Source organism: Flagellimonas hymeniacidonis (assembly GCF_008040165.1).
In the GTDB taxonomy this organism is placed as follows: domain Bacteria; phylum Bacteroidota; class Bacteroidia; order Flavobacteriales; family Flavobacteriaceae; genus Flagellimonas; species Flagellimonas hymeniacidonis.
Genome location: NZ_VRUR01000002.1, coordinates 582,974 through 608,882, shown reverse-complemented (window position 1 = coordinate 608,882; position 25,909 = coordinate 582,974). Strand labels below are relative to the sequence as shown.

The following is a 25,909-nucleotide window of genomic DNA, read 5'->3' as shown; positions in this document are numbered from 1 at the left end:
AACATTAATTCCCTCTATTCGGTATTAATTAGAACCTGATTATGCAAAAAACTAAAAAAGTGATTTCCAGAAGAAGCTTTACTAAGTTATCTACTAAAGCCGTTGCGAGTATTCCATTAATGGGATTAGGGAATACCCTTTACCCTACTGCTCCGAAATTAAAAAATGAAATCGAAGTAAGCATATTCTCAAAACACTTGCAATTTCTTGATTATTCAGGAATGGCATCAGCAGCAGCGGAAATAGGATTTGACGGATTAGATTTAACAGTAAGACCCAAGGGTCATGTTTTACCAGAGAGAGTGGCGGATGATTTGCCAAAAGCTGTGGAGTCCATTAAAAAATATGGCATGAAGCCCAAAATGATGACTACTAACGTTTGGGATATAAAAGACTTAACAAATAAGATGGTATTAGAAACAGCTTCAAAATTAGGTTTTACCTTTTACCGCACAGGTTGGCTATCTTATCCTGAAGATAGAACAATACCCCAAAGTCAGGCTATTTATGCACAGCAAGCAAAAGATCTGGGGCAATTGAATCAAGACTTAGGTTTAATAGGTTGTTATCAAAATCACGCTGGCAATCATGTTGGTGCTCCCATTTGGGACCTTCCTTCCATTTTGGAAGCCACCAATAATGAGTATTTCGGAGTACAGTACGATATTAGGCATGCCGTTGTTGAAGGAGGAAGTAGTTGGGAACTTGGTTTAAGACAAATAAAACCGTTCATTAAATCTATTGTGATCAAAGATTTTTTATGGGGTAAAAATAATGGGGCTTGGAAACCGGTAAATGTCCCTTTAGGTCAGGGAGTAATTGATTTTCCATATTACTTTTCACTATTAAAAAAGTATGGTATCAATGTGCCCATGTCGCTACATCTTGAATATGACCTAGGAGGTGCCGAACACGGAAACAGAAAAATTACTATCTCAAAAGAAGAAGTTTTCAAACGTATGAAAAATGATTTAAAATTTTTACGTGAAACTTGGAGACAAGCACCTTAATTTAAATCACTATTATACTTCCTATGGTAAAAGACAACAGTCATATAATAGAACAGCTAAAAAAAGTAAGTACAGCAACAGTAGCTACGTGTCTCTTTAAAAAAGGGTTAAGAAACCAGTTCATTCAAAATGTTCGTCCCTTAAAAAAAATGACTACTACGTTGGTAGGACAAGCTTATACCTTGCGATATATTCCCGCTAGAGAAGATTTAAACCCAATCGAAGTGTTTAGAGATCCCAAACACCTTCAGCGTGTAGCTGTAGAAGAATGCCCAAAAGGTCATGTATTGGTTATTGATAGTCGCAAAGACTCAAGAGCGGCTTCCGCAGGCTCCATTCTGGTTACCAGACTCATGAAACGAGGCGCCAGTGGAATTGTAACTGATGGAGGTTTTCGAGATTCGGCGGAAATTGCTGAGTTAGATTTCCCTTCCTTTCATCAAAGTCCATCCGCACCAACCAATCTAACCTTGCATCAGGCTATTGCCATAAATGAGCCAATAGGTTGTGGCGATGTTGCCGTGTTTCCTGGTGATTATATTATTGGCGATGACGACGGGATCATGGTGGTACCCTCTCACCTAGCCGAAGAAGTAGCAAAAGAATGTCTGCAAATGACGTTATATGAAGAATTTGTCATGGAAAAAGTCAAAGGAGGAACAGCAATAATTGGTCTTTATCCCCTTACCAATGAGAAAATTAAGGAGGAATTTAAGGATTGGCTGAAAGAAAAGGATATTTAGTTATCCTACAAAAGGAATGGTATGAACTTCAATAATATCCTCCACAATGTTCGCGCTAGTTCACCAATATTATTTATTTCTACGCCCATATTAACATTGATTTATTCAAACATATTTTCGAAGGCAGCATCAACAGAAACAAGAATGTTATATTCCTAAGCGATGGACAAATCATTCTTTATTGTCGATGCTATTTCATTTTCTGTAATGGTCAATGCCTGTTGCATTATTTCAAAATCCGGCTCAAGCTCTGGGCTTGGAGAATCATCTTTGCCTCAGGAGTGTACCAAAGTCATGGTTAAAGCGACTAAAAAGAGTTTTGTGAATTTTCTTGTTACTTTCATTTCCTTTTTTTTAAAATGAATGACCAAAAATAGAGTGAGGTATGGTCCACAGGAAGTTTGGTGATTGAATGGTACAAGGGCCATCGTTGAAAAAAATTCAACTACGACCAAATGAGTGTTATCGTATCTTTACTTCATGGAACTCAAGTACTTCAGGCTTATTAAGACGATAAAGGAAGAGGGCAGTCTTGCGAATTCCTCAGAGCGTTTGTTTTTAACGCAATCCGCTTTGAGCCACCAGCTTCGAGATCTTGAGGAACGTCTCGGATTTAAGGTTTTTCATAGAACGCGTAACAAATGGGAACCTACCGAAGAGGGCAATGAGCTCTATAAGCTTGCCAACAAACTGTTCCGGTCCATAGATGAAGGGTTTAGTAACATTGAGCATATAAAAGAGGGCTCCAGAGGTGCCATAAAATTGAGTGCCGAATGCCAATCTTTCTTTCATACTATCCCCAATTTTATTCAAAAAATGGGAATTTTATACCCCGAAATAGATATTGACCTGACCTTGGGCGCTACCCACCAGACCATTTCACAGGTTTTGTCCAATGACATAGACATTGCCATTGTCACCACAAAACCTGCTTCAGAGGAGTTGGTGAGCATTAAAGTGCATGAGGACGAGATATTTGCAGTAATGCACCGGGAAAACCCCCTAAATGATATAGGATATTTAGAAGCCAGTCATTTTGGTAAGGTGCATCTACTGATCAATTCGTTTCCGTTGGACGGGGTCTCGGTCTACGAGCATTTTTTAAAACCCAACAGAATCAATCCAGCCAAGATTTCCGCTATTCCTTTTACCGAAATTACCCTCTCCATGATAGAGGCCAATATGGGAATCATGTGTGCTCCAAAATGGCAGCTAAAATCCTTTAAGCGTTCAGATGAAATTGTGTTCAAGCGTATTAGTAAGAACGGTCTCAAACGCGACCACTATCTGGTGGTTCAAAAATCCAATCGGAACAAGAAATATATCCACGACTTCATTTCCAATTTCGAGGAAGATTTCTTGAACTTGGGTTGAGTTCAGTATCCTGCAGCATCCAATTTTCCGTTGACTGGTCTAGACCACTTTGTGTAAACTGGCAAGTGGTTTATCATTCCTCTTTTAGGCTTTAGAAAGGTGTCACTAAATGACCACCGATATCTAATTGAAAAAATTTCATCTTCCTACCCAGGCATATTTCAACTACGATGCTATGGTTTGGAAAACAAGCTTCCGTCCTTTGGCTCCTCAAATTCAAAGAGCATGGAAAACAAAAATTTGATCTTATATTGTTTTATTCTTTTAAGCTTCTTCGGAAATTCCCAAGAGGTTTTAAGGAATCATTGGGCAACAAGAACGAGCGATGAACCCACTATAGATGGAAGGCTTACTGATAAAGCCTGGTCAGATGCTGATGGAAACTGGAGTTCAGATTTTGTCCAAAGATTGCCCAATGAGGGTGCCCAACCTTCAAAACAGACCTATTTCAAAATCCTGTATGATGATACCTTTCTCTATGTTGGGGTTCAATGCAAGGATGAGGTTGAAAACATCAATCGGTGGATGTCAAGAAGGGATGGTTACAATGGCGATTGGGTTGAAATCATTCTTGATACCTATCACGACAAACGAACAGCTTTCTCCTTTACCCTAAGCTCGGCCGGGGTCAAAAGCGATAAATACATCACCTTGAACGGAGCCGAAGAAGATATGGCCTGGAATCCTATTTGGTATGCCCAAAGTGCTCTATATGCCGAGGGTTGGACGGCCGAAATGAAAATCCCCCTGAGCCAGCTCAGGTTCAGCAAGGAGGAAATACAGACATGGAGATTACAGGTGCAAAGAAGGATTTTACGGAACGAGGAGCTTTCGTTATGGCAGCGGGTTCCCCAAGATGCCCCAGGATGGGTAAGCGAATTTGGAATAGTAAAGGGCATTAACGGCATCAAACCACAAAAACAATTGGAACTACAACCCTTTATAGTAGGTACATTGGAAACCTTTGAAAAAATTCCGGATAATCCATTTCAAAACAGTAACAAGCAGGCCCTTAACTTTGGTCTTGATGGAAAAGTTGGTATCACCAATGACATTACCTTGGACTTTACCATAAATCCGGATTTTGGGCAGGTAGAGGCGGATCCCTCAGCGATTGCTCTCGATGGTTTTCAACTTTTCTTTCAAGAACAGCGGCCTTTTTTTATAGAAAACAAAAATATATTTGATTATCGGTTTTCTTCCCCCATCATAGGTGGACCATACAGTTCTGACAATCTTTTTTATTCCAGAAGGATAGGGAGGCAACCTCAAGGCAGTGTTTCCCTCAATGAAGGTGAATTTGCGGATATTCCCCAAAGAACGGCCATTCTTGGTGCGATAAAGCTGAGCGGGAAAACAAGAAAGGGATTGTCTTTTGGAGTTCTGGAAAGTTTCACACCGAAGGTGACTGCAGAAATCAGTGATGGAAGCTCACAACTCACTGAACCACAGACCAATTATTTTATGGCCCGCGTATTGCAAGACCTGAATAACCGAAAAACATTTATAGGGGGGATATTCACATCGGTGATACGGGCAGAGCAGCCCGAGACCAGCTTTTTGCATAAATCGGCCAAAACCGGGGGTCTTGATTTTCTCCATCAATGGCAAGACCGAAATTGGTACGTTGGGGCAAACTTGGTCATGAGCCATGTAAACGGTTCAAAAGAAGCCATACGTAGGACACAGCTTTCAATTCCGCACTTATTTCAAAGAGGGGCAGGCCATATAGCCCTGGACTCCACCAGAACCTCATTGACGGGTACCGGAGGGGACATCAAACTGGGCAAAGCAGGTAGCGGTAATATCCAAGGGGAACTAGGGGTCACTTGGCGTTCCCCTGAACTTGATCTGAATGATATTGGATTCTTGCGTGAAGCAGACCTGTTCCAGCATTACACGGGTATTTCTTACCGTTCAATCAACTCCTTTGGCATCTTCAGAAATGCCAAGGCTACTTATCAACATTGGTTGAACTGGGACTTCGAGGGTAAGCTGAACTATGTGGATTGGGACGTTTCTGCAGAGGCTACTTTCCAAAACAATTGGTCGTCCGCATTTGGATATTTTTCCCAACCCCATATTTTTTCCAAGTCATTGCTACAGGGCGGACCTCGAATTAAACTGACCGATCAACACGGGTTTTGGTGGGCCTTGAATACTGATTCAAGACGAAAGTTCTTTATCACTTATTCCGGATGGACCAAAACCGGTGGTGAAGGTAGCTACTACCTTCTTGAAAATACGTTGGGAATCAACTACCAGCCGTTAGATAGGCTTCGCATTTCGGTCACTCCTAAGCTTACACAGATAAAACATAGGCTTCAATACAACGAGACACTAATCAACGGCATGGATAATCAATACGTTGTATCACTACTGGACCAAAATACCTTGAGTCTTGTGGTTCGGGCAGATGTAACCATAGGTCCGAATATATCCCTGCAATATTATGCGGAGCCCTTTATCTCGCAAGGCAAGTACAACCGATTCGCTCTAGTGGAAAATCCACTCCAATCCTTTACAGAGGAGCAATTGAATCCATTGGATATAATCAACACAGCATCTAGCGGAACCAAGCTCGAAGTAGATATGGATTCCGACGGCGTTGGTGACGCATTTATACGGAATTCAGATTTTTCCTTCGCGCAATTTCGCTCCAACTTGGTGTATCGATGGGAGTACCGACCAGGTTCAGAACTCTTTCTCGTTTGGTCCCAAAACTTTAATGATACTGCCTTACCAGAAAATGGTTTGGTATCTTCATTGAGAGAACAGATTTTTTCACAAAACCTTGGGAGCACTTTTTTGATCAAGCTTACGTACCGATTTCACCGATAGCAATACCTATGAGATCACTTGATATTATTGAGAACTACAGTATGAACCTAGCAGATTGGATAGGGTTTTGGGGTGTTTTACAGATTCTTTTGGCCTATTTTCTGAATGTTTCAGGAAGGGTTGGCACCAAAGACCTTTTGTTCAAGGCCCTTAATTTTTCGGGTGCTTTAATGGCCTTCATTGCTTCCTATGTATTGCGCTTTTGGCCATTTATGCTTCTTGAGGCGATATGGTGCATCATTTCGTTTATAAGTTTAATCCAACATCCCGGAAAAGTGCAGCAATAGGAGAAACCGATTTATCCGAACTTATTGCGAATATGGAGCCTCAACTAAACAACGGAGAGTATCTTTTTGTGCCGGTTTCCGATTCGTCCAATATCAATAGAAGTGATACCATTGCAACGTTTAAAGAAGAAGAGGGAACCACATTGGTCCTCAAAAAAGATAGCGCTAAACGGCTTGGGTTCAACACCCACTTTGTGGCCTCTTGGATTACATTGAACGTGCATTCTTCTTTGGAAGCTATAGGATTGACTGCAGCCTTCTCAACTGAATTGGCGGAATGTGGTATCAGCTGTAATGTGGTAGCTGGCTATTACCACGATCATATTCTTGTTGATTGGAAGAATGCAAAGCGGACCGTGGGACTCTTAAAACGAATGGCAATTCAGCATAAAAAAACCATCAAAGATAAATTTGAAAAAAAATAATGATATTTTATTGGAAACACTCACCAACATGATTGGGCATCAAAACAAAATTCATGGAAATCAGAAGTCTTGAAAACGTAAAGTTTGAACTAATAATAGAATGCTTCTTAAATGCCTTTAAAGGGTATTTTGTGGAAATGCCCACAGCTCCCGATTATTACAGGAAGCGATGGCATGCGGGAAAGGTTGATTATGGTTTGTCTTTTGGAATGTTCGATGACGATAAGCTCATAGGTTTTATCATCAATGCTATCGACCAAAGAAATAATAAACTAGTTGCCCACAATACGGGCACGGGGGTGCTACCTTCCTCTAGGGGAAAGCATCTGGTCGATGCCTTGTATGACCATGCCCTACCTTTGTTGAGAGAAAAGGGCATCCAAAGATGTACCTTGGAGGTCATCACTAAAAACATACCAGCCCTAAAGGTCTATAAGCGTATCGGTTTTGAGGTAATTAAAAATTATAAGTGTTACAACGGCAAGATTAACAATGGAATCGATAGCGCATCTTTCATTTTAAAGAAGGTAGCTTTTGATTTTTTTGATTGGAAGAAAATCGACCAAAAACAATACTCATGGGACAATCAAATGGAAACACTGAAGAACGGTGCTTTTGAGTTTTATGCGGTTTTCAGGGAATCAGCTCTTGAATCCTATTTTGTAATAGACCACTCGAACGCCTATTTGGGCCAATTTGATGTTTTTACGGATGCAAAGGATGGTTGGGAACGATTATTTACAGCTATTGGGCAAATTTCCAATACCATCAGAATCAACAATGTTGATACCTCACGAAACGATAAAATCAATTTTCTTAACCATATCGGTCTTAAAAACACCATTGACCAATATGAAATGGAATTAATTCTGAAATAGCCAATGAATCATTTAGTTCTATTGAATTGATTGGAATGTTTAAAAACGAAAAACGATGAACAAAACAATTTATATAATCGGTGCGGGTGCTGTGGGCAAAGTCCTGGCGGTTTCCCTGAGTCTGGAAGGTAAAGACGTTGTCCTCCTAAGAGGAAACGTTGATGACGGATCAAGTTTTGATAAAAAGATAAATGTTGTCTATAACGATAAAACCAGACTTGAGACTTTTGTAAATATCAATACGATTTCAAATTTTGAAAACCTGAATGGTATAGTGGTCTTGACCAATAAGTCTTACGGAAATGAAAGCTTAGCAAAAAAGCTAGTAGGTAAATCAAAGGATACACCACTGGTAATTCTTCAGAATGGTATAAATATCGAACAACCTTTTATTGATGAGGGCTTTTCTGAGATGTATAGGTGCGTTCTATTTATGACTGGACAAATGAACTCAGATAACGAAATAAGCTATAAACCTGTGGCTGTTTCACCGATAGGAACTATTAAAAGTACCAATAGTGATTTGACAGCTATAGTCGAAAGCCTAAACAGTATCCACTTTGAATTTAAGGCGGAAAACGATATTCAAAAAATTATCTGGGAGAAAGCCATAGCCAATAGCGTGTTCAATTCGATCTGTCCATTGTTGGAAGCCGACAACGGCATATTTTATAGACAGAAGCCCGTTTTTAAAATAGCGCAAAGAGTAATTGCCGAATGCCATCAAATAGCAACCCTAAAAGGGGTAACACTGAACCTAAAGGATATTGAGAAACGAGTTCTCCAAATAAGCAAAAAATCCGATGGGCAACAGATATCAACCTTGCAGGATATAAAAAATGGAAGAAAAACGGAGATTGATACCCTAAACCTTGAATTCTCAAGAATTGCTTTGGAACTAGGAATGAAAAATGAGATTAAAGAAACCAACTTATTGGGAGAACTTATAAAAATCAAATCTGAATTAAGCTTGAAAAAGACATGAGAAAATTGTGAATGACAAATTCAAATAGTACAGATAGATGGTAAAAGTTGAAAAATCAATTTTTGGATTAGTTCTATGTAATGTACGTTTTCGGGATTTAATTCTTTCTCCAATTTGGTTCGTTTAATCTGCCGTCTTATGAAACTACTGAATTGGTTGCCTGAAAGAAGTTATTACTCTTTCAAAGCCTTCACTAGGTTTTCTTCATTCCGTATGCAAACTTTTATGGTATTTGTCTCGCGGCCTTGATTGTCTGAAAACTTACCGGAAGAATGGTAGTCACCAGTGTTCCCACAATAGCCATTTAAAAAGTCCACCATCCCATAGTGATCTGATAAGGATAGTTTTACAACCAACCTTTCATTACATAATGAGAGATAGGCTTCGCGATAAAACATGAAATAACGACCAGCTTACCAAAATCTTTTGAAAGCATAGTCCATACATTGAAGGTTGAGCCGACCAATACCTTTCATTAATCGGAAATAAACTAAATTTATAATCGTAAAAAGAGGTTTTGCAACCTCTTTTTACCTTATCATTTAAGTTTATTATTGACTCTTACAGTGCTCTTGTACCCATTGCGATTACGCTGTGACCTTTCCAATAAGTATAACCATTTAAACAACTGCTTAAAATGAAGAAAAGAAACATCCTTTTATTATTAAACCTGTTCATTACCATTAGTTACGCCAATAGCTATAAAGCTACTCTATCAAGATTCAATATAAAGGATTTCGGTGCTGTCGATGACGGGAAGACCATCAATACCAAGTTCATACAAAAAGCCATAAATGCAGCACATGAGGAGAACGGTGGCGTAGTTGTTTTTCCAAAAGGAAAGTTTGTATCGGGGACTTTGATCATTAAATCCAATATACATTTTCTGTTTGAAGAAGGATCTTTTTTATTAGGGAGCAAAAACCCTGGAGATTATCCAAAATTAGACTTGAAAAATGAAAGGGTATCATCCAAAACAGATGACAATTCCAAATTGGCTTTGATATGGGGCTATAAGGCCAATAACATTTCAATTACAGGAAAGGGAATTATTGATGGGCAAGGTAGACCTCTAGCCCTTGCCATTGACAGTTTGCATCATAAAGGGGTGATAGTTGATCCCAACTACAGCGGTAGGCCAAGTGAAACATTACGGCCAAAAATCATCAATTTTTTAAAATGTGAAAAGGTCGCCGTATCTGGGATTACAATAAAAAATTCTGCCAGTTGGGTACAGACCTATGACCTTTGCAAATTCGTCACCATAGAAAATATCAAGGTGAACAGTACCGCATATTGGAACAATGATGGTATAAATATTACTGACAGTCGTCATGTGCGAATCCGTAATTGTGATGTGAATGCGGCGGATGACGGCATTACTCTAAAGTCTTACTTTGAGGATGAATATAACGATGATGTAATTATTTCAAACTGTAGGGTAAGAAGCAGTGCAAGTGCAATTAAATTTGGAACGGCTTCCATTGGTGGGTTCAAGAACATAACCATTGATAGTATTTCGGTTTATGATACCTTTCGCTCGGCAATTGCAATTGAAACCGTTGATGGTGGGTTCATTGAAAATGTGCATGTTTCAAATATAAACGCAATAAACACGGGCAATGCCATATTTGTGCGATTGGGCTATAGAAGTGGCAAAAAGCCAGGCAAACTAAAAAACGTAACTTTTAAAAATATCAAAGTACAGATACCATTCGGCCGTCCAGATCTCAATTATGACTTGAGGGGGCCTGCAACAGGGTATTTTCATAATCGTCACCCAGCTTCCATTGTGGGCATCCAAGGAGCCAATATTTCGGGGGTTGTTTTGGAAAATGTTGAAATTAGTTATCCTGGACGGGCATCAAAAGGAATGGCATATATACCTCTATGGCGTTTGGACGACGTCCCAGAAAACATTGACCATTATCCTGAATATACCATGTTTGGAGAACTACCCTCCTGGGCGTTTTACGTTCGTTATGTAGAGGGCATAACATTCAATAACATAAAGCTACGATTGGAGGATTCTGATTATAGGCCAGCCTTTGTTTTTCATCACGTCCAGGATATAGCTATAGAAAATTTAGAGCTACCCATGGGGTTAGAGTATCAAATTGTCACAAAGGGAGTTCAAGTGATTTCTGCTGATTCAGCAAGTTCAAATCAGATTAAGAAATTTGACTGAATCAAAACATGGGAATGAAACCAATTTGCAATTGTCCACAAAACTATGACCGGGAAGAGTCAAGCCTTTTTACAGCGTTTTTTAATTGACCATAAGATATTTAGCTTTGTTTTGCCCTTGACCAGGAACCTTTTGTATAGATAATCACAAAGGCAGTTACGGTGGATTATTTTTGATCTGGTAGGAAAAATTAAAAGGCCCACCCGTAGTGGGGCGGGCCTTTCCATACATGTTGTATTTATAAAAAATTGACAACTCCAGTATCCATGTCGTATACTGCTCCCTTGATGTCGATCTCCCCCTGGTCCAATAGTTCCTTAATAATAGGGCTGTCCGTTACAATTTTTTTAAGTGCATTGCGCACATTGTTCTCACTGACCTCGTGCACAAAAAGCCTATTGCCTGATGTTCTAGGGCCTTCCGCGACAGTTGACATGGCCACAGCGGGCTTTATGTTATCGAGCATATCTGTTATATTGCCCAATTGTGCACCGTCTATTGCAGCATGAATAGCACCACAGTTCTCATGTCCCATTACCAGAATCAACTTGGCCCCTGCCACCTTGGTCGCGAATTCCATACTACCTAAGATATCATCGTTGATGAAATTCCCTGCTACCCTAGCAACAAAAATATCACCAATACCCTTATCGAAGACATCTTCTACCGGAACCCTGCTATCTACGCAAGACAATACTATTGCCTTTGGATATTGTGCCCTGACACTTTCTCGAATCTGTACTGAATGGTCTCTAGCCGTAAGATCACTACGTACAAACCGTTCGTTGCCAGCCCTTAGAATTTCAAACACTTTGTTAGGGGTAAGTGCCTCTTGTTCTTCTTTGGTCAAGACGGACTCCACAAGAATTTGACTCTTATCGATTTCAATGGTAACGCTTTCGGATTTTTGACCAGTCATGGTAAACGATAGTAAACATAGGCCTGCGATAGTGATAAACTGCTTTTTCATATTGATAGTTTTAAAATTCAGTTCAAATATAGATGGTAATATCTATATTAATACTATTACTATTTATAATTAATAGTTAAACTTTCATAATATAATAGTAATACTATTGAATCTTTACAGCCCTGAATAGCCCAAGTGAACCAAAGTACCACGTTATTTCATACCTTGCTTTTATAATAATAGGCAAGCTCATATTGTTATATTTAATGGCCTCTATTGCACTTGCATTTGTGTATTTCTGGGATAATGAAAAAATAAAAAAAGGACAGGAACATCAAAGTCCTTTGTTTTAGTGAAAACCTTGGTCTGGATTGCTTTTGTGATTCTATTGGCAATCACTGTTTTAAAGCTTACTTGAACGCAGTAAAACGGAATAATAATTACTCTTGATAATTTAATTGGGTATTAATCGGGAACAATTAACCTCGATTCTAATCCCACAATAAACTACCCTACTTTAATAAGGACCAAGTCATTTTTGGAGGGTTTTTTAAGAATATTGAAAAGCTTCTGTATTTGATAACCCCGATATACTTGTGAGGAGTCCACTGTAAAAGGAAGTAGAGCCTATAAATTCGTCAGCCATTTACATTTGTTATGATTTATATAATCTCATCTGGAAAGCTTTTAAAACAGAACCTTAAAGGTTTGTTAATTGTGTTAAACCCTGTTAAATACTTGAAATTTTCATGTATAACTGTATATTAAGTACATGAATCATTCACAATCACTTTATAAGTCTTTAGTGTTTTAAGTCGAGTGATCGACTATTTATTCTTCACAGGGAGTTTCAATCCCGCACGTTATTCGGAATTATCTTTTTAATCAAAAACAATATACAATTCTATTGGGTTGCAAATATATTTTGATTACACAACAATGAATTATTAATCTAAATACATAAAAATGGAAACTATAAAAACACAAGATAAAATCAAAAAAAACAAAGAATTCAAGAAATTGGGATTTACCTATTTGGAAACTGCAGAAATTGTGGTACACCTAAACACCTTATTGGCCAACTATCAGGTGCATTACAATAAGCTCAGAAATTTTCACTGGAACGTCGAAGGTCCAGAGTTTTTTGAACTACACGAAGAGTTTGAGAACGAATACAACACGGTAAAAGAGAATATCGATATAGTCGCCGAGCGCATTCGGGTTTTCGGAATCAAGCCCAACTTTACCTTAAAAAAGACTTTGGAACTTTCCGAAATTAAGGAAACAGAACGAAATGTATCAGCTATTGAAATGGTAAGGGAAATATTAAAGGATTTTGAAATTCTTCATGAAAACATGATGTCCGCTCTTGGAGCATCCCTTGACATCGGAGACATTGCCACCGAACAGATACTCACAGACTTCTTAAGGGCATTGGAAAAAAGAAATTGGATGTTCACCTCCTACCTCAAATAATGTTGAGCCCCATTTTCAAAAAATTGTTAATCCTTAAAAATTATGCACATGAAAAATATTTTCAACATATTAAGTCTATCCCTAATCACCTTATTCGGCATGCAGGCCTAGAATCAAAATTCGGGAACCCTAAATGCAACACTTTATAAAACCTTTACTATTGATGTAGATGGAACCGAGACCACATGTAACATAAAGGTCTTGGAACATCGGGACTATCCCATGCAGTTTGACAGTAAAGATGAGGGAGACGTCAATCAAGACAGGGAAACCACGGCAGCCAAGGTCACTAAACTGATTGCAGTGGATGCCGACAATGACAAAAAATTCGACCAGTATTTTGTATTGAAATACAGAAAATCCGTAGTAGATAACTTCCAAGTGATCCCTACTAATAAGGGTTTCGAGATAAAGGTCGGGATGACTGAATCAAAATAGTCATCACAATATCCTATATATCAATATCTTACACTGATTCCCTAAACTGATTCACCGAACTCTAAACTGTGTTCAAATCAGTACATTTTTGTACAAAATTTATGGGTGTTTCGCACCATGAAAATACGAATTAATTCGATGTTAATAGATTCTTTGTTAAAATTAGTAATCCCTCCTTATTACTTTTTGGGTCCATCTCCGACTGAACAATTAAAGTGTCGTTTATTGGAACTAGAACTTCGGATTCTGTAAAAAGAGATTCACTATCCATTCTTATTGCATTACAAATTGTCGTTACATGGGATACATCCGTTCCACAGCAGCCCCCGTACACTTTTAACTCGGGCAGTAGTAGCTGCAGTTTTTTATGTAATACTCCCAGTTCACCTTTATCTCCTTTATCCAATTCAAGGGCTTCATCCAGCTCGGCATGACTTTTACAGGATGCGTTTGCCCTGATTCCTTGAATTCTATTTTTCCAAGCTTCATCAGTCTCCAACTCAGCTATGAAATGTGTAGGGTGTGCACAGTTAATCATATAGTACAATGGATATTCTCCTGTCTCGTTATCTATTTTTTTAATAGCTTCTTTTAAGCTTTCACCGCTGGGTAGTTTACCATCCAATTCTACCGTAAATGAAATGACCACTGGAATATTATGATATTCAGTAGATTTCACAATACCCAAAGCTTCCTCTGAATAAGTCATGGTAATTGCAGTAACCAAATCAACATTAGCTTCTTTAAATGCCTGAACCTGCAGATTATGATAATCAGAAGCTTCTAAATAGGACATACTTGTATTTACTTGATAACCATCTCCTCTTGGGCCAATTTGGCCGCTTACAAAGATATTTTGAATATCCTTGCTGTATGTTTCCCTTAAATCAGCAAGTTGCGCTATAGCCAATTTATTTACTGCTATTAGCCGTTCTTTTGTGTACCCTAATTTTAAACCCCAATCTAAATTTGCTCTCCAGGTTGGGCTCTCTAATATAAAACCAGTCTTGCTATCCTTTGCAACTTCAAGATAATCCTTGTAGTAATTTTTTAGGGTGTTTTTGTGGATATGATCTTCTACCAAAGGAAACGCTGCAAAATGTTCTAGTTCTATATTATGGTTAAAGATTAAATCAGTTTCTAAACCTCCGTCCGTTAATATTATATTATTTATTTTTTTCATGTTTTTCTATTTTTTAGTTGAACATTTTTATTGATGATATTGGCTATTTCATCTACTAAACTTGGTTCACTTTTGTTATTGTTGTTAATGACAAAATCTGTTTGCCTGTTACGCTTAATTACAGCATCATTTATTTTGTTTACTTGCTCATCGGACACGTTGATATGAATGGATTGGTCTCTGGACTTTACTCTATCCAAACACAGTTCTGACGTGGCTTTAACACCAATGGTAACCACTTTAAAATCCGACTGAAGATTGAGCAACATGGCATCAAAGTATTTTGTCAGTCCGGTAGATTCAAAAACCAATGATTCGCGTTTTTGCAATGAGCCTCTAATTCCGTTCTCAACTGCGGCAAACACTTCTTTTAGATAGTTTTCATCATCTACCTTTCTGTCTTTTTTTATTGGTTTGGCCCAATCTTCAACACGAACAAATTTGATGTTGAAATGCTTTTCAAACAATTCACCTATGAATGTTTTACCACTTCCTTTTTGTCCTATTAATAGATAAATCATTTTTAATTGCCTTTGCCCACTTTAAGATCTACTCTTTCTTTTTTGAGAATCTTGATCCCTAAAAAGAGTAAGTATCCAATAAAAATGGAATTCACTCCATACCAAAGATATATGGTCATGGATAAGAAGGTTTTAGAATTGGCAAATTGCCAGTCATCATCCATGACTAAAAAAGCCATTAACAAATAAGCTACGATATCAATAAAAATTATGCATAAAAGCGTGAATGTATTCTGCAATCTAAAACGTTCCATATTATTCTTGGATTATTTTACGAATTCTATGATTGGAAGTATCGGCAACATATACATTACCGCTGGTGTCTACTGTCACCCCAAACGGATGGTTAAATTGAGCATCTAGTCCAGACCCATCCGCCTCTCCTTCAATACTACCTGCATAAGTGATTACCTGGTCACCACTAATCTTTTTAATTTTTTGATTCTGCTCGTCGACCACATAGATATTACCCTCCGCATCTATATCTAGACCTCTTGGATATCGAAACTGTGCTCCTTCAATGTGTCCATCAACATCACCTTCTCCATCACCCGCGATAAGTGCTATCTCATTATTTTCAAAATTAATTTTCCAAATATAATGTCCATTAGGCTCCGTAAAGAATACATTCTCTTCTTCATCTATAGTAATTCCTACTACAACTCCAAAACCGCTAGAAAATGAAGTTACATTACCTTCTAGGTCTATTTTTCGAATCATTCCACTTCTAGAGTCCGCTACGTATACTATTCCAGCTGGCGTAACTGCAATTCCTGTTGGTGTATCAAACTGTGCGTCCGTCCCTCTTCCATCAGCGTTTCCTTGAGTGAGCCCTGCCAGGGTTATTACATTTCCATTTGGGGCTATTTTACGAATTCTATGATTTCCTGAATCAGCTACATATACATTGCCATCTGCATCAATATCAACATCCCAGGGAGCATTAAATTGGGCGGCTGAACCAAATCCATCTCTATCGCCTTTCTCTCCTCCAGAAAAGGTTGTTACCATGCCATCTGGAGTAATTTTTCTAATGCGATGGTTTCCAGGGTCTGCAACAAATATGTTACCATTTGAATCTACAGCCAACCCTGTAGGCCTGTTAAACCTGGCATCTATACCATTACCATCTACAAACCCCTCTCTTGATCCTGCCAAAGTGGTTACAACTGCCCCAGATAGGATATACTCAAACTCGGGACCTATTAACACGGTACCATCAATTATTACTTTTACTTCTCCCGTATATGCTCCTGCCGGAACGATAGTGCCGATTTTAGTATTTCTAACTTGGCTAACATTTGCTTCTTTGCCGTTAAAAAACACTTGTACCTTACTGGCATCTGTGCCAAAATTGTTACCATTAATGGTTACAACTGTATTTTTTGTTCCACTCTCGGGACCTATTGCTGATACTATTGGAATAGGTGTTTCAACTATTATATTAGCATCATCATTTTTGCTACAACTAAATACCAAAATGCATAGTGCTACTAAAACTGTTTTATAAATTGATTTCATGATTACTTTTTTTTTTAATATTTCGATTTGTGATGTTCCCATAAACCTGCCAACCTAAAGGCAGGTTTTTACTGTCATTAAAGCTTGCTTATGGCAAACAGCTTTACTGATATGGGAAACTGCTATTAATTAACTATTACTCTTGAGTGATTTTTCGGATTCGGTTATTGTTTAAATCCATTACGTATGATGTGTACTCATCTTCAAGAATTATGTTGAAGGGTCTGTCGAATTTTGCTTCCGCACCAATTCCATCTTCATAGCCATCACCATTACCTGCATAAGTAATTACATCACCACTCGTATTAATTTTTCTAATACTATGGTTATTGGTGTCTGCAACGTATAAAATGCCTTCTGTATCTACATCAATCCCTAATGAAATATTGAATAGCGCAAAAGTGCCATTACCATCTCTATTGCCACCTACGTCTCCTGCAATTGTGGTAACTTGTGCTTGAGGTGTTATTTTTTTAATTTTATTGTTAAAAGAATCGGTGATAAAAATATTGCCCTGTGCATCCACTTTAAGCCCTCTAGGTCTGTTTAATTTAGCATTGCTTCCAATTCCATCTTCATCTCCAACAGTGCTACCCGCAAAGGTGCTAACCGTTCCATCTGGGGTGATTTTTCTAATACTATGGTTTAGAACATCAGTCACATAAAGATTCCCTTGTCCGTCTGTATCTATTGCGTGAGGCGTGCTAAACTTAGCATCCAATGCGTTTCCATCTTCATTTCCAGAATCGCCTCCTGCAAATGTACTTACCGCACCTTCTGGGGTAATTTTTCTTATTCTACTATTACCTGCATCTGCTACATAGATATTGCTATTGGCATCTATTGCAATACCAAATGGTGTTCTAAATTTAGCTTCTGTACCAATTCCATCTTCATAACCTATAGTACTACCTGCAAAAGTTGAAACCACACCATCTGGTGTTATTTTTCTAACTTTATGAGTACTATTGTCTACAACAAATAAATTTCCATTAGAATCAAAAACACCGTCAACCGGTCCTGAAAATTGGGCATTTTCTAACGTGCCATCAGTATCTCCTTGAATGTCACCAGCAAAAGTTGTAACAACAGTTTCACTAAGTAAGTATGTGAATTCAGAACCCCCTAATTCGGCATCTCTAACTATTATTTTAACAGTACCAGAATAGGCTCTAACTGGAACTTTTGTGACTATTTTTGTATTGGCTACCGATTGCACCTCTGCTTCAACATCATTAAAAAATACTTGAATTTTATTTAAGTCTGCTCCAAAGTTATCTCCAATAATAGTAACTACTGTATCTTTAGGTCCACTTGTTGGACTTATGGATGATAGTGTTGCCATTGGCGTTGCTACAGTATCATTGTCGCTACTACAGCTGCTTATTGATAGTAATACTAGGAATAGCATATTCAATTTTATAATTAACTTTTTCATTGTTTTATCTTTTCAAGTTTTATTCTTCCTTTATGGTTTTTATCTTATGATTTTCAGAATCCATTACATATATTATTCCTTCTGTGTCTTGAACTATCCCGTTTGGATATCTAAATTTTGCTTGAGTTGTCAAACCATCTACGTCTCCTATACCTAAACCTGCAATTGTAGTAACTGTACCATCTGAAGACATACTTCGAATTTTGTAGTTATACCTATCCACTATAAATAATGTGCCCATGTCGTCAATGATTATATCTGTTGGATTATTAAATCTTGCTTGTGTTGACACTCCATCTTCATAGCCCGCAATAGTTCCTGCAATTGTGGTTACCAAACCTTGTGGGGTAACCTTTTTTATTTTATCGTTACCTGTATCGGCAACATAAATATTTCCTTGAGCATCTGTAGCTATACCATGAGGAACCTTAAACTGGGCATTTATTCCTTGACCGTCTGAATCCCCTTGATTTCCACCCGCAAGGGTAGTAACCTCTCCATTAAGAGTTACCTTTCTTATACTGTTATTATTCATATCTGCCACATATAAAAGTCCATTTCTAAATGCAATATCTTGAGGCCAATAAAATTGGGCATCTTCACCTGTACCGTCTGCATCTCCTTCAGAACCATTTCCAGCCAAAGTTGTAACTATACCTTCTGGGGTAATTTTACGTATGGCATGTTTAGATGCATCTGTTACGTATAAGTTGCCATCATTATCTATGGTAATCCCTGTTGGGTACTCATATTTTGCAGTAGTGGCATCACCGTCTTCAAAACCTCTAGTACCACCAGAAAATGTACTTACCACTTTGTGAGGGGTAATTTTTCTTATTCTGTAATTTTCACTATCGGTGACATATAGGTTGCCCTCATCATCAAAAACACCATGCTTTGGGCGTCTGAATTTTGCGCTTAATCCTACACCATCATTCATTCCTTCAAGGCCACCAGCAAATGTGCTTACCCTTCTGCCAGAAATGACATAGGTGAATTCTGGACCTATTAATTCTGTATCATCTATAAATACTTTGATAGTTCCTGTAAAAGCTCTTGTAGGTACTTCTGTTACAATTTTTGTATCTGTAACACTTTCAACAATAGCTTCCTTTTCATTAAAAAATACAGTCACTTTTGATATATCTGTACCAAAATTGGAACCATTGATAGTTACTTCTGTTTTCTGTGGCCCTGTTAAGGGTGATATCACTCCTAAACTGGGGTCTGTAGATACTTCTATGGGAGGTTCTATGGCCTCAATTTCTGAATCACTGTCTTTGCTACAACTATACATTACTATTACCATAAGTAGTAGCGAACTTATTTTTATTATTGAATTTTTCATTGTCTATATTTTTTATTGATGTTTCTGAAACTTTAGTCCCTTCTTATTTAATTTGACTCTTCTATGGTGATTTTTCTGATTCTATAATTCTCGGAATCAGCCATAAGTAGATTATTACTTTCATCTATACATATGTCATGGATTCTTTCAAATTTTGCCACAATGCCTAAACCATCATCATATCCTGAAGTACTTCCTGCGATAGTGCTCACTACACCTTCAGATGATATCTTTCTTATTTGGTAATTACTTCCTGCCACATATAAGTTTCCTAAATCATCAGATGCAATTGACAAAGGATGGCTAAAAAGTGCTTCAGACAATACTCCATTATTTAAACCTTCTCTACTTCCCGTTAAGGTTGTTACATTGCCTTCTGGAGTAACTTTTCTAATACGGTGGTTTTTAGCGTCAGTTACATAGATATTTCCATCTTTATTGACAGCCAGATTAAAAGGAAAATTGAATTGGGCTTCATTTCCGATACCATCTGCAAACCCTTCATCGCTTCCAGCAATTGTGGTTACCATACCAAATGGAGTCACCATCTTTATTTTATGGTTACCATTATCACTAACAATAAGGTTACCATCAACATCAACATCAATTCCTGTAGGTGAATTAAAGTTTGCATCAGCACCTAAACCATCCTTATCTCCTCTGGATGCACCTGCCAAAGTGTTCACTTTTCCATCTAGAGTAATTATTCTTATTCTGTTATTATCTTTATCGGTTACATATATATTGCCATTAGAATCAATGACCAATCCCGTTGGTTTATTAAACTTTGCTTCTGTCAATGAACCATCTGCAAAGCCTTTATCGCTTCCTGAAAAAGTGCTAACAGTTCCGTTCAAATCTATTTTTCTTATTCTATGACTATCGGTATCAGCTACATATATATTTCCATACGCATCTCTTACTATACCTGTAGGCAAACTGAAAGTTGCTATGTTAGCTGAACCATTATTAGAGCCAATATCCCCATTACCCGCAATTGTACTTACTGTTATAATTTGAGTTGGTGTTGGTTCAGGAGTTTCGATTATAGGCTCTGAATTGTCTTTGCTACAGCCAATTATTACTAATGTTAATGCTAGTAGTAAACTTATTTTTATTATATGTTTCATGGTTTTTAATTTGATTCCTCAATAGTTATTTTTCTGATGCTATGGTTTCTTTCATCGGCAGCATAAATAATATTATCTGCGCCTATTGCTATGCCTCTAGGCTGATTAAATTGGGCGATATTACCTATTCCATCAGAAAATCCTTCTGTGCTTCCCGCTAATGTGGTAACATCTCCATTAGGGCTTATTTTTCTAACTCGATAATTATAGGTATCTGTGACATACAGATACCCATTTCCATCTACAGCAACATATTCTGGATAATTAAATTTTGCATTAGCACCATTACCATCTGCATATCCATCAATACTTCCAGCTAGAGTGCTTACCATGCCATCTGTACTTATTTTACGAATTTTGTGGTTTTCATTATCAGCAACAAATAGGTTACCCAAAGCATCTACAGTTACACTTGTAGGATGGTCAAATTGAGCGCTCATCGCAGGGCCATCTGCAAAACCTATATCACCACCAGCTACTGTACTTACAATGCCTTCTGGTGTTATTTTGCGGATTTTATGGTTATAATAATCGGCAACAAATAGATTTCCCTCACTATCTATGTCGATATCACTTGGATAATTAAATTGAGCCTCGCTACCTGGACCATCTTCATATCCATCTTCACTTTTACCAGCAAGAGTAACCACAACACCCATAGGTGTGATTTTTTTGATTTTGTTATTATTAGTATCGGCAACATATACATTACCAGAGTTATCAACCGCAACTCCTCTAGGAATATTGAATTTGGCATTTAATAGTGTACCGTCTCCATCACCTTGCATACTACCTGCATAAGTAGATACCATACCATCTTGAGTTATTTTTCTAATGACGTGATTACGACTATCTGCAACGTAAATAGTTCCTTCATTATCAATAGCAATATCTTGGGGGTAGTCAAATTGTGCCTCGTTAACCGTTCCGTTAACTAAACCATCTTCTCCATTGCCAGCAAGCGTACTTACGGTTACTATTTGGATTGGTTCTGGTGTTTCAATTATAGATTCTGAATCGTCGTTACTGCAACTAAATACCATAAATGTTATAATTAAAACAACCGTTGCTTTGGCAATTGTTTTGGCAGTTTTACTTTTTTTCCCATTAATTTTATTCAAATCCTTAAACATTAGCATTTGTAAAACTTTTGCTGAAGCACCATGGAAAAACCCCGTTTCATGCTCATACGTTTTAGGGTTTTTAAATGTGCCAAAAAGGATATCGAAAATTGGTAAATCGGAATAGTTATGTTTGTGGATTCCTTTTGCGTGATGAACTGTATGACTTTCTGGTCGTTGAATAATGTAACCCAACCATGGTGCTGTTTTGATATTGGCGTGCTGAAACATGCCCAAAAAGTTTGTTACTAAAAGCATGACCGTTATTGCTTGTGGTGACAAGCCTATTAATAAGGTAAAACAAACGCTTCCTAAAACCGTCCATCCTATCATATCTAATGGACTGAAATAAAATGCCCCGAATGTGTCTAATCTTTCTGCACTGTGGTGCATTTGATGGAATGTTCTCCATAAGAAGTTAGATTTATGTAATGAACGATGCCACACATACACGCCAAACTCATATAAAAACACACCTACCAATCCACCAATAACTGTTGTTAAATTAGTAAGGTCCAATAAACGATAGGGTTCTAAATAAGGGTCTATAAACAATGGTAAATAAGATGATAAAAAGAAGAAAAATGCAAATGCCGATAATCCTCTTAATTTCCAAAATTTGACTTTTGGCAACACTTGTGCCGGGTAAACGGCTTCCCAAAACATTAATAAAGCATACATTGCCAATACAGTAATAGATACTGGATCTGATAAAATTTCTAATGGCGTTATCATAATAATTTGTTTTTAAGATTAACACCGCAAACATATTACCGGACCGCCTATAGCTTCAACCTGAAAAGTGTCATTATAGCGCAGATTTGTTGCATGGTAACTTATTGTTTTTTAGAAATGTATATGGAATGCAAAAGATGTTGCAATACATACAAAGCATGTTGCATTTGGCCTATTCCAAGGTTTTAAGAAATATTAATTGGTTTGCGAAATATCGCTGGGCAATTCTCCAAATTGTTCATGGAAACACTTTGAAAAATAGGATGGATTTTGGAATCCAACACTATATGCAATTTCTGCTATGGTACCACTTTGCTGTTTGAGCATATCCATGGCACGATGCAAACGAAATGACCTAATAAATTCGTTTGGGGTAAGATTGGTAATGGCCTTAATTTTTCTGAACAGCTGCGACCTGCTCAACGCAACGGCATCGGCCAATTCTACAACACCAAAATTCTCATTGGCAATTTCAACTTCCAACACATCAGTAACTTTTTTGATAAAGTCCTGGTCAATTGAATTGAGGGTTACTTTCTTTGGCTTTAATATCTCACCAGTTGAAAAGTGCTGTTGCATTTTGCTTCTCACTTCCACCAGATTTTCTATTCTTACCAACAGCTCTTCATTGTTAAAGGGTTTGGTCAAGTAATCATCGGCTAAACTTTTCAAGCCTTCTATCTTGTCTTCTTTGGATGAGCGAGCAGTAAGTAGGATAATAGGAATATGGCTGGTACGCACATCTTCTTTCAATGTTTTACAGACCTCTAAGCCATCCACTTTGGGCATCATTAAATCGCTAATAATAATGTCCGGTATTAATTCAACGGCTTGCGATATGCCTTCTTCCCCATCAAATGCTTCCCTGATGCAGTAATGGTTCTTTAATACACTTTTTATGTATGTTCTTAAATCAGCATTGTCTTCAATCAATAATAATATTGGTAATTCCTCATTTTCACTTCCTATCGTTTCACACTCAGTTGGAAGGTCCGACTGCTGCCTTTCAATCGTAGTTGCAATAGTTGAAGAGATTGTTACAATTTCATTTGGAGATAAATGTTCTTTTCCCAATGGCAACGCTACTTTAAAGACACTCCCTTTATCAACTTCACTATCGACTGTTATAGTTCCTTTATGTAATTCTACCAGTTCCTTCACCAATGCCAGCCCAATACCCGTTCCAATCTGGCTCTCCGTATTTGCATTGGATGCTTGATAAAATCGGTTAAAGATATACTCAAGCTCTTCTTTTGGAATACCATCGCCAGTATCTGAAACCGTAATATATAACTGATTTTCGCTTTCATCCACATCTAAAGAGACACTCCCGCCCGAAGGCGTATATTTAAGGGCATTTGATAATAAATTGATAATAATCTCTTCTAATTTTTCCTTATCCACATAAAGAAAATGGGATTCTTTTTTTAAGTTAAGGGATAGGCCTACCCCTTTTATTTCTGCCATGGATTGAAAGGAGGTTGCCCAACCTTTTATTAGTGGCACAATATCAATATGAGATGCTTTTAGGCTAATTTTCCCTTCTTCAATCTTTGATAAATCGAGTAGTTGATTGATAAGCTTCAGCAAACGTTTTCCATTTCTTTCAATCATATCCAACGTTGGTTGTATGCTTGAATCAACTGTACTTTTTAGTTGCTCTAATGGCCCCAAGATAAGGGTAAGAGGTGTTCTGAATTCGTGTGAGATGTTATGGAAAAATCGTGTTTTTAATTGGTTGACCTCTTCTAATTGTTGTCTTTGTGATTCCTTTATGGCCAATAGCTCTTGATTCTTTTTATTTCGGAATCTAAAGAATTGAAAAAGTATAACTGTTAATATTAATGCCAATAAGCCCCCAACTGCATAAATATTTTGCCACAGTTTTCTGGATTTATTTTCTTGTTGCAGTTCATTGATTTCCCTTTCTTGCTTTGCGGTATCGTATTTAGCTTGAACTTCGGCAAGTTCACGGTTCTTCTTATTAATAGTGACACTATCCTGAACCGTTTTAAACTGTTTAAAGTATTCTAGAGATTTTTTATAATCCCTTCGCTTTTCGAATAATTTGGATAAATTCCTGTAAGTGCTACTTAAACTATTAAAATTACCAGCTTCTTGTTTTTGGATCAATGCCATAGTAAAATATATATCTGCACTATCCAATGCGTTTAGGCTTAAATGGACCTCTCCCAATTTTTCAACAATATTGGGCATGAACGGTTTTCTGCTACTCGCTTCACTAATTGCTTTTGCTTTATGGAAAAAAGTCAATCCTCTATAAAAATCTTTCTTTTTTTGATATACCTCACCAATATTGAGAAGTGATTGTACGACACCGCGCTCATTTCCCAATATCTTTCTAAACTCTAAGGCTTTGTTATGGTACACAATAGCACTATCAAGTTCCATTAAATCCAAATAGACAATTCCCAAATTGTTATAGATAATGGAAGCGACTCGCTTATCATCAAATTTTTCATTTGCTTCTAAACTTTGCTTATAATAATCCAGAGCATTTTGATAGTTTCCATTCTCTTCATGAAGTACGCCCAAAGAAATTCCAACTTTTGCCAATCCTCTTAAATCACCAATTTCTTCTTTAAGCCTTTTACTTTGGTCTAAGAGTCTTAATGACTCTCCCTTATCACTTGAAAGGTACGCCAATCCCATTCTAAAATAACTTTGGGAAATACCTTTTTTGTCATCTATTTTTTTTTGAACATCCAATGCTTTTTCATAATACTCCAAAGCCTTGGTATCATCAGCAAATATGTAGTAAAAATGACCAAGTTCATGCAAAGTTTGGCCGACTCCAGATTCATCGTCCACGTCGGTATATAGTTCTAAACTTTTATCTAAAGTGATTTTGGCATTATCTTTTTGGCCTTGATAGGTATAGGCCACCCCTTTGGCCAGATAAGATTTCGCCAGTCCGGCTTCATCGTTATTTTCCCCATAAAGGGTAATGGCCTTATCCAAAGGATCATACGCTTCATCATAACTCCCTTGAATGTATAAGATTTTACCCCTTAGGTAATAGGCCGTGGCATGTTCTGCAGGATAATTGGATATGGCAGGGTTCGCGAGAATTTCCACTACCAAGGCATTACCATCTTTTAAGGAATTGTCCAAATTATCCTCTATTAGCGCATTGGCCGTACTAAAGTACTTTTCCCCACTTAATGCATATAATTCCTGTCCAAATCTTCCTTCTTGAGCTATTGCGGCCATCCATGCACCTAGGAACAATACGTAAAAAAGATTGATTTTGGTAAAAGGCATGATTTTGGTTCTACTCATACAATGTACAATTTTTTGGTAATCAAAAGCGAGCGAAACAAAGTTTTGCGCTGC

The 25,909-nt window shown here is 37.6% G+C and carries 21 protein-coding genes; 11 read left to right on the top strand and 10 right to left on the bottom strand.

Annotated elements, in window-relative coordinates; genetic code table 11:
- Nucleotides 1-41: 41 nt before the first annotated feature.
- The 9 genes from FVB32_RS11595 (at nucleotide 42) to FVB32_RS11555 (ending at nucleotide 10,731) form a co-directional block, all read left to right on the top strand.
- On the top strand, nucleotides 42-1,010 hold the full coding sequence (locus FVB32_RS11595; protein ID WP_147743960.1) for a sugar phosphate isomerase/epimerase family protein: 969 nt from the start codon (nucleotides 42-44) through the stop codon (nucleotides 1,008-1,010).
- A 23-nt stretch (nucleotides 1,011-1,033) separates the two neighbouring features.
- Complete coding sequence (locus tag FVB32_RS11590) at nucleotides 1,034-1,753, top strand: ribonuclease activity regulator RraA (RefSeq protein ID WP_147743959.1); 720 nt, start codon at nucleotides 1,034-1,036, stop codon at nucleotides 1,751-1,753.
- A 480-nt stretch (nucleotides 1,754-2,233) separates the two neighbouring features.
- The gene (locus FVB32_RS11585) at nucleotides 2,234-3,127 is read left to right on the top strand and encodes a LysR family transcriptional regulator (protein ID WP_147743958.1); all 894 of its coding nucleotides are present in this window, start codon (nucleotides 2,234-2,236) and stop codon (nucleotides 3,125-3,127) included.
- Nucleotides 3,128-3,352: 225 nt separating this feature from the next.
- On the top strand, nucleotides 3,353-5,968 hold the full coding sequence (locus FVB32_RS11580; protein WP_147743957.1) for a DUF5916 domain-containing protein: 2,616 nt from the start codon (nucleotides 3,353-3,355) through the stop codon (nucleotides 5,966-5,968).
- Nucleotides 5,969-5,976: 8 nt separating this feature from the next.
- The gene (locus FVB32_RS11575; protein ID WP_246139877.1) at nucleotides 5,977-6,255 is read left to right on the top strand and encodes a CBU_0592 family membrane protein; all 279 of its coding nucleotides are present in this window, start codon (nucleotides 5,977-5,979) and stop codon (nucleotides 6,253-6,255) included.
- Complete coding sequence (locus FVB32_RS11570) at nucleotides 6,198-6,680, top strand: ACT domain-containing protein (protein WP_147743956.1); 483 nt, start codon at nucleotides 6,198-6,200, stop codon at nucleotides 6,678-6,680. Before FVB32_RS11575 ends, FVB32_RS11570 begins: the two co-directional genes overlap by 58 nt.
- A 53-nt stretch (nucleotides 6,681-6,733) precedes the next feature.
- Nucleotides 6,734-7,558 carry a GNAT family N-acetyltransferase gene (locus tag FVB32_RS11565; protein ID WP_147743955.1) on the top strand — a complete coding sequence of 275 codons (825 nt, stop codon included), beginning with the start codon at nucleotides 6,734-6,736 and terminating at the stop codon, nucleotides 7,556-7,558.
- A 55-nt stretch (nucleotides 7,559-7,613) separates the two neighbouring features.
- Nucleotides 7,614-8,543: a ketopantoate reductase family protein gene (locus FVB32_RS11560; protein ID WP_147743954.1), complete on the top strand. Its 930-nt coding sequence runs from the start codon at nucleotides 7,614-7,616 to the stop codon at nucleotides 8,541-8,543.
- A gap of 637 nt (nucleotides 8,544-9,180) precedes the next feature.
- Nucleotides 9,181-10,731 carry a glycoside hydrolase family 28 protein gene (locus FVB32_RS11555; RefSeq protein WP_147743953.1) on the top strand — a complete coding sequence of 517 codons (1,551 nt, stop codon included), beginning with the start codon at nucleotides 9,181-9,183 and terminating at the stop codon, nucleotides 10,729-10,731.
- 238 nt (nucleotides 10,732-10,969) lie between these two features.
- Here FVB32_RS11555 and FVB32_RS11550 read toward each other — a convergent pair whose 3' ends face one another.
- Nucleotides 10,970-11,701, bottom strand: a complete 732-nt coding sequence (locus FVB32_RS11550; RefSeq protein ID WP_147743952.1) for a carbonic anhydrase family protein — start codon at nucleotides 11,699-11,701, stop codon at nucleotides 10,970-10,972.
- A gap of 906 nt (nucleotides 11,702-12,607) precedes the next feature.
- On the opposite strand from FVB32_RS11550, the gene FVB32_RS11545 reads away from it, so the two are divergent.
- Both FVB32_RS11545 and FVB32_RS11540 read left to right on the top strand, forming a co-directional pair.
- Nucleotides 12,608-13,117, top strand: coding sequence for a Dps family protein (locus FVB32_RS11545; RefSeq protein ID WP_147743951.1), 510 nt, complete (start codon nucleotides 12,608-12,610; stop codon nucleotides 13,115-13,117).
- Nucleotides 13,118-13,318: 201 nt separating this feature from the next.
- Nucleotides 13,319-13,555, top strand: coding sequence for a hypothetical protein (locus tag FVB32_RS11540; protein WP_147743950.1), 237 nt, complete (start codon nucleotides 13,319-13,321; stop codon nucleotides 13,553-13,555).
- Between the two features lie 130 nt (nucleotides 13,556-13,685).
- Here FVB32_RS11540 and FVB32_RS11535 read toward each other — a convergent pair whose 3' ends face one another.
- The 9 genes from FVB32_RS11535 to FVB32_RS11495 form a co-directional block, all read right to left on the bottom strand.
- Nucleotides 13,686-14,738, bottom strand: coding sequence for a homocysteine S-methyltransferase family protein (locus tag FVB32_RS11535; protein WP_147743949.1), 1,053 nt, complete (start codon nucleotides 14,736-14,738; stop codon nucleotides 13,686-13,688).
- The gene (locus tag FVB32_RS11530) at nucleotides 14,735-15,259 is read right to left on the bottom strand and encodes an AAA family ATPase (protein ID WP_147743948.1); all 525 of its coding nucleotides are present in this window, start codon (nucleotides 15,257-15,259) and stop codon (nucleotides 14,735-14,737) included. The genes FVB32_RS11535 and FVB32_RS11530 overlap by 4 nt, the downstream gene beginning before the upstream one ends.
- A 2-nt stretch (nucleotides 15,260-15,261) precedes the next feature.
- Entirely contained in the window at nucleotides 15,262-15,513 is a 252-nt protein-coding gene (locus FVB32_RS11525; RefSeq protein WP_147743947.1) for a hypothetical protein, read from the bottom strand.
- Between the two features lies 1 nt (nucleotide 15,514).
- A complete protein-coding gene (locus tag FVB32_RS11520) occupies nucleotides 15,515-16,780 on the bottom strand; it encodes an IPT/TIG domain-containing protein (RefSeq protein WP_187269562.1) in 1,266 nt (421 codons plus the stop codon).
- Nucleotides 16,781-16,916: 136 nt separating this feature from the next.
- Entirely contained in the window at nucleotides 16,917-18,218 is a 1,302-nt protein-coding gene (locus FVB32_RS11515; RefSeq protein WP_147743945.1) for an IPT/TIG domain-containing protein, read from the bottom strand.
- 19 nt (nucleotides 18,219-18,237) lie between these two features.
- Nucleotides 18,238-19,566 (bottom strand): NHL domain-containing protein, encoded by a 1,329-nt coding sequence (locus FVB32_RS11510; RefSeq protein WP_147743944.1) that lies wholly within the window; start codon nucleotides 19,564-19,566, stop codon nucleotides 18,238-18,240.
- A gap of 47 nt (nucleotides 19,567-19,613) precedes the next feature.
- The gene (locus FVB32_RS11505) at nucleotides 19,614-20,696 is read right to left on the bottom strand and encodes an NHL repeat-containing protein (protein WP_147743943.1); all 1,083 of its coding nucleotides are present in this window, start codon (nucleotides 20,694-20,696) and stop codon (nucleotides 19,614-19,616) included.
- 5 nt (nucleotides 20,697-20,701) lie between these two features.
- Nucleotides 20,702-22,552: a sterol desaturase family protein gene (locus FVB32_RS11500; RefSeq protein ID WP_147743942.1), complete on the bottom strand. Its 1,851-nt coding sequence runs from the start codon at nucleotides 22,550-22,552 to the stop codon at nucleotides 20,702-20,704.
- 195 nt (nucleotides 22,553-22,747) lie between these two features.
- Nucleotides 22,748-25,855 (bottom strand): hybrid sensor histidine kinase/response regulator transcription factor, encoded by a 3,108-nt coding sequence (locus tag FVB32_RS11495; protein WP_147743941.1) that lies wholly within the window; start codon nucleotides 25,853-25,855, stop codon nucleotides 22,748-22,750.
- Nucleotides 25,856-25,909 lie beyond the last annotated feature (54 nt).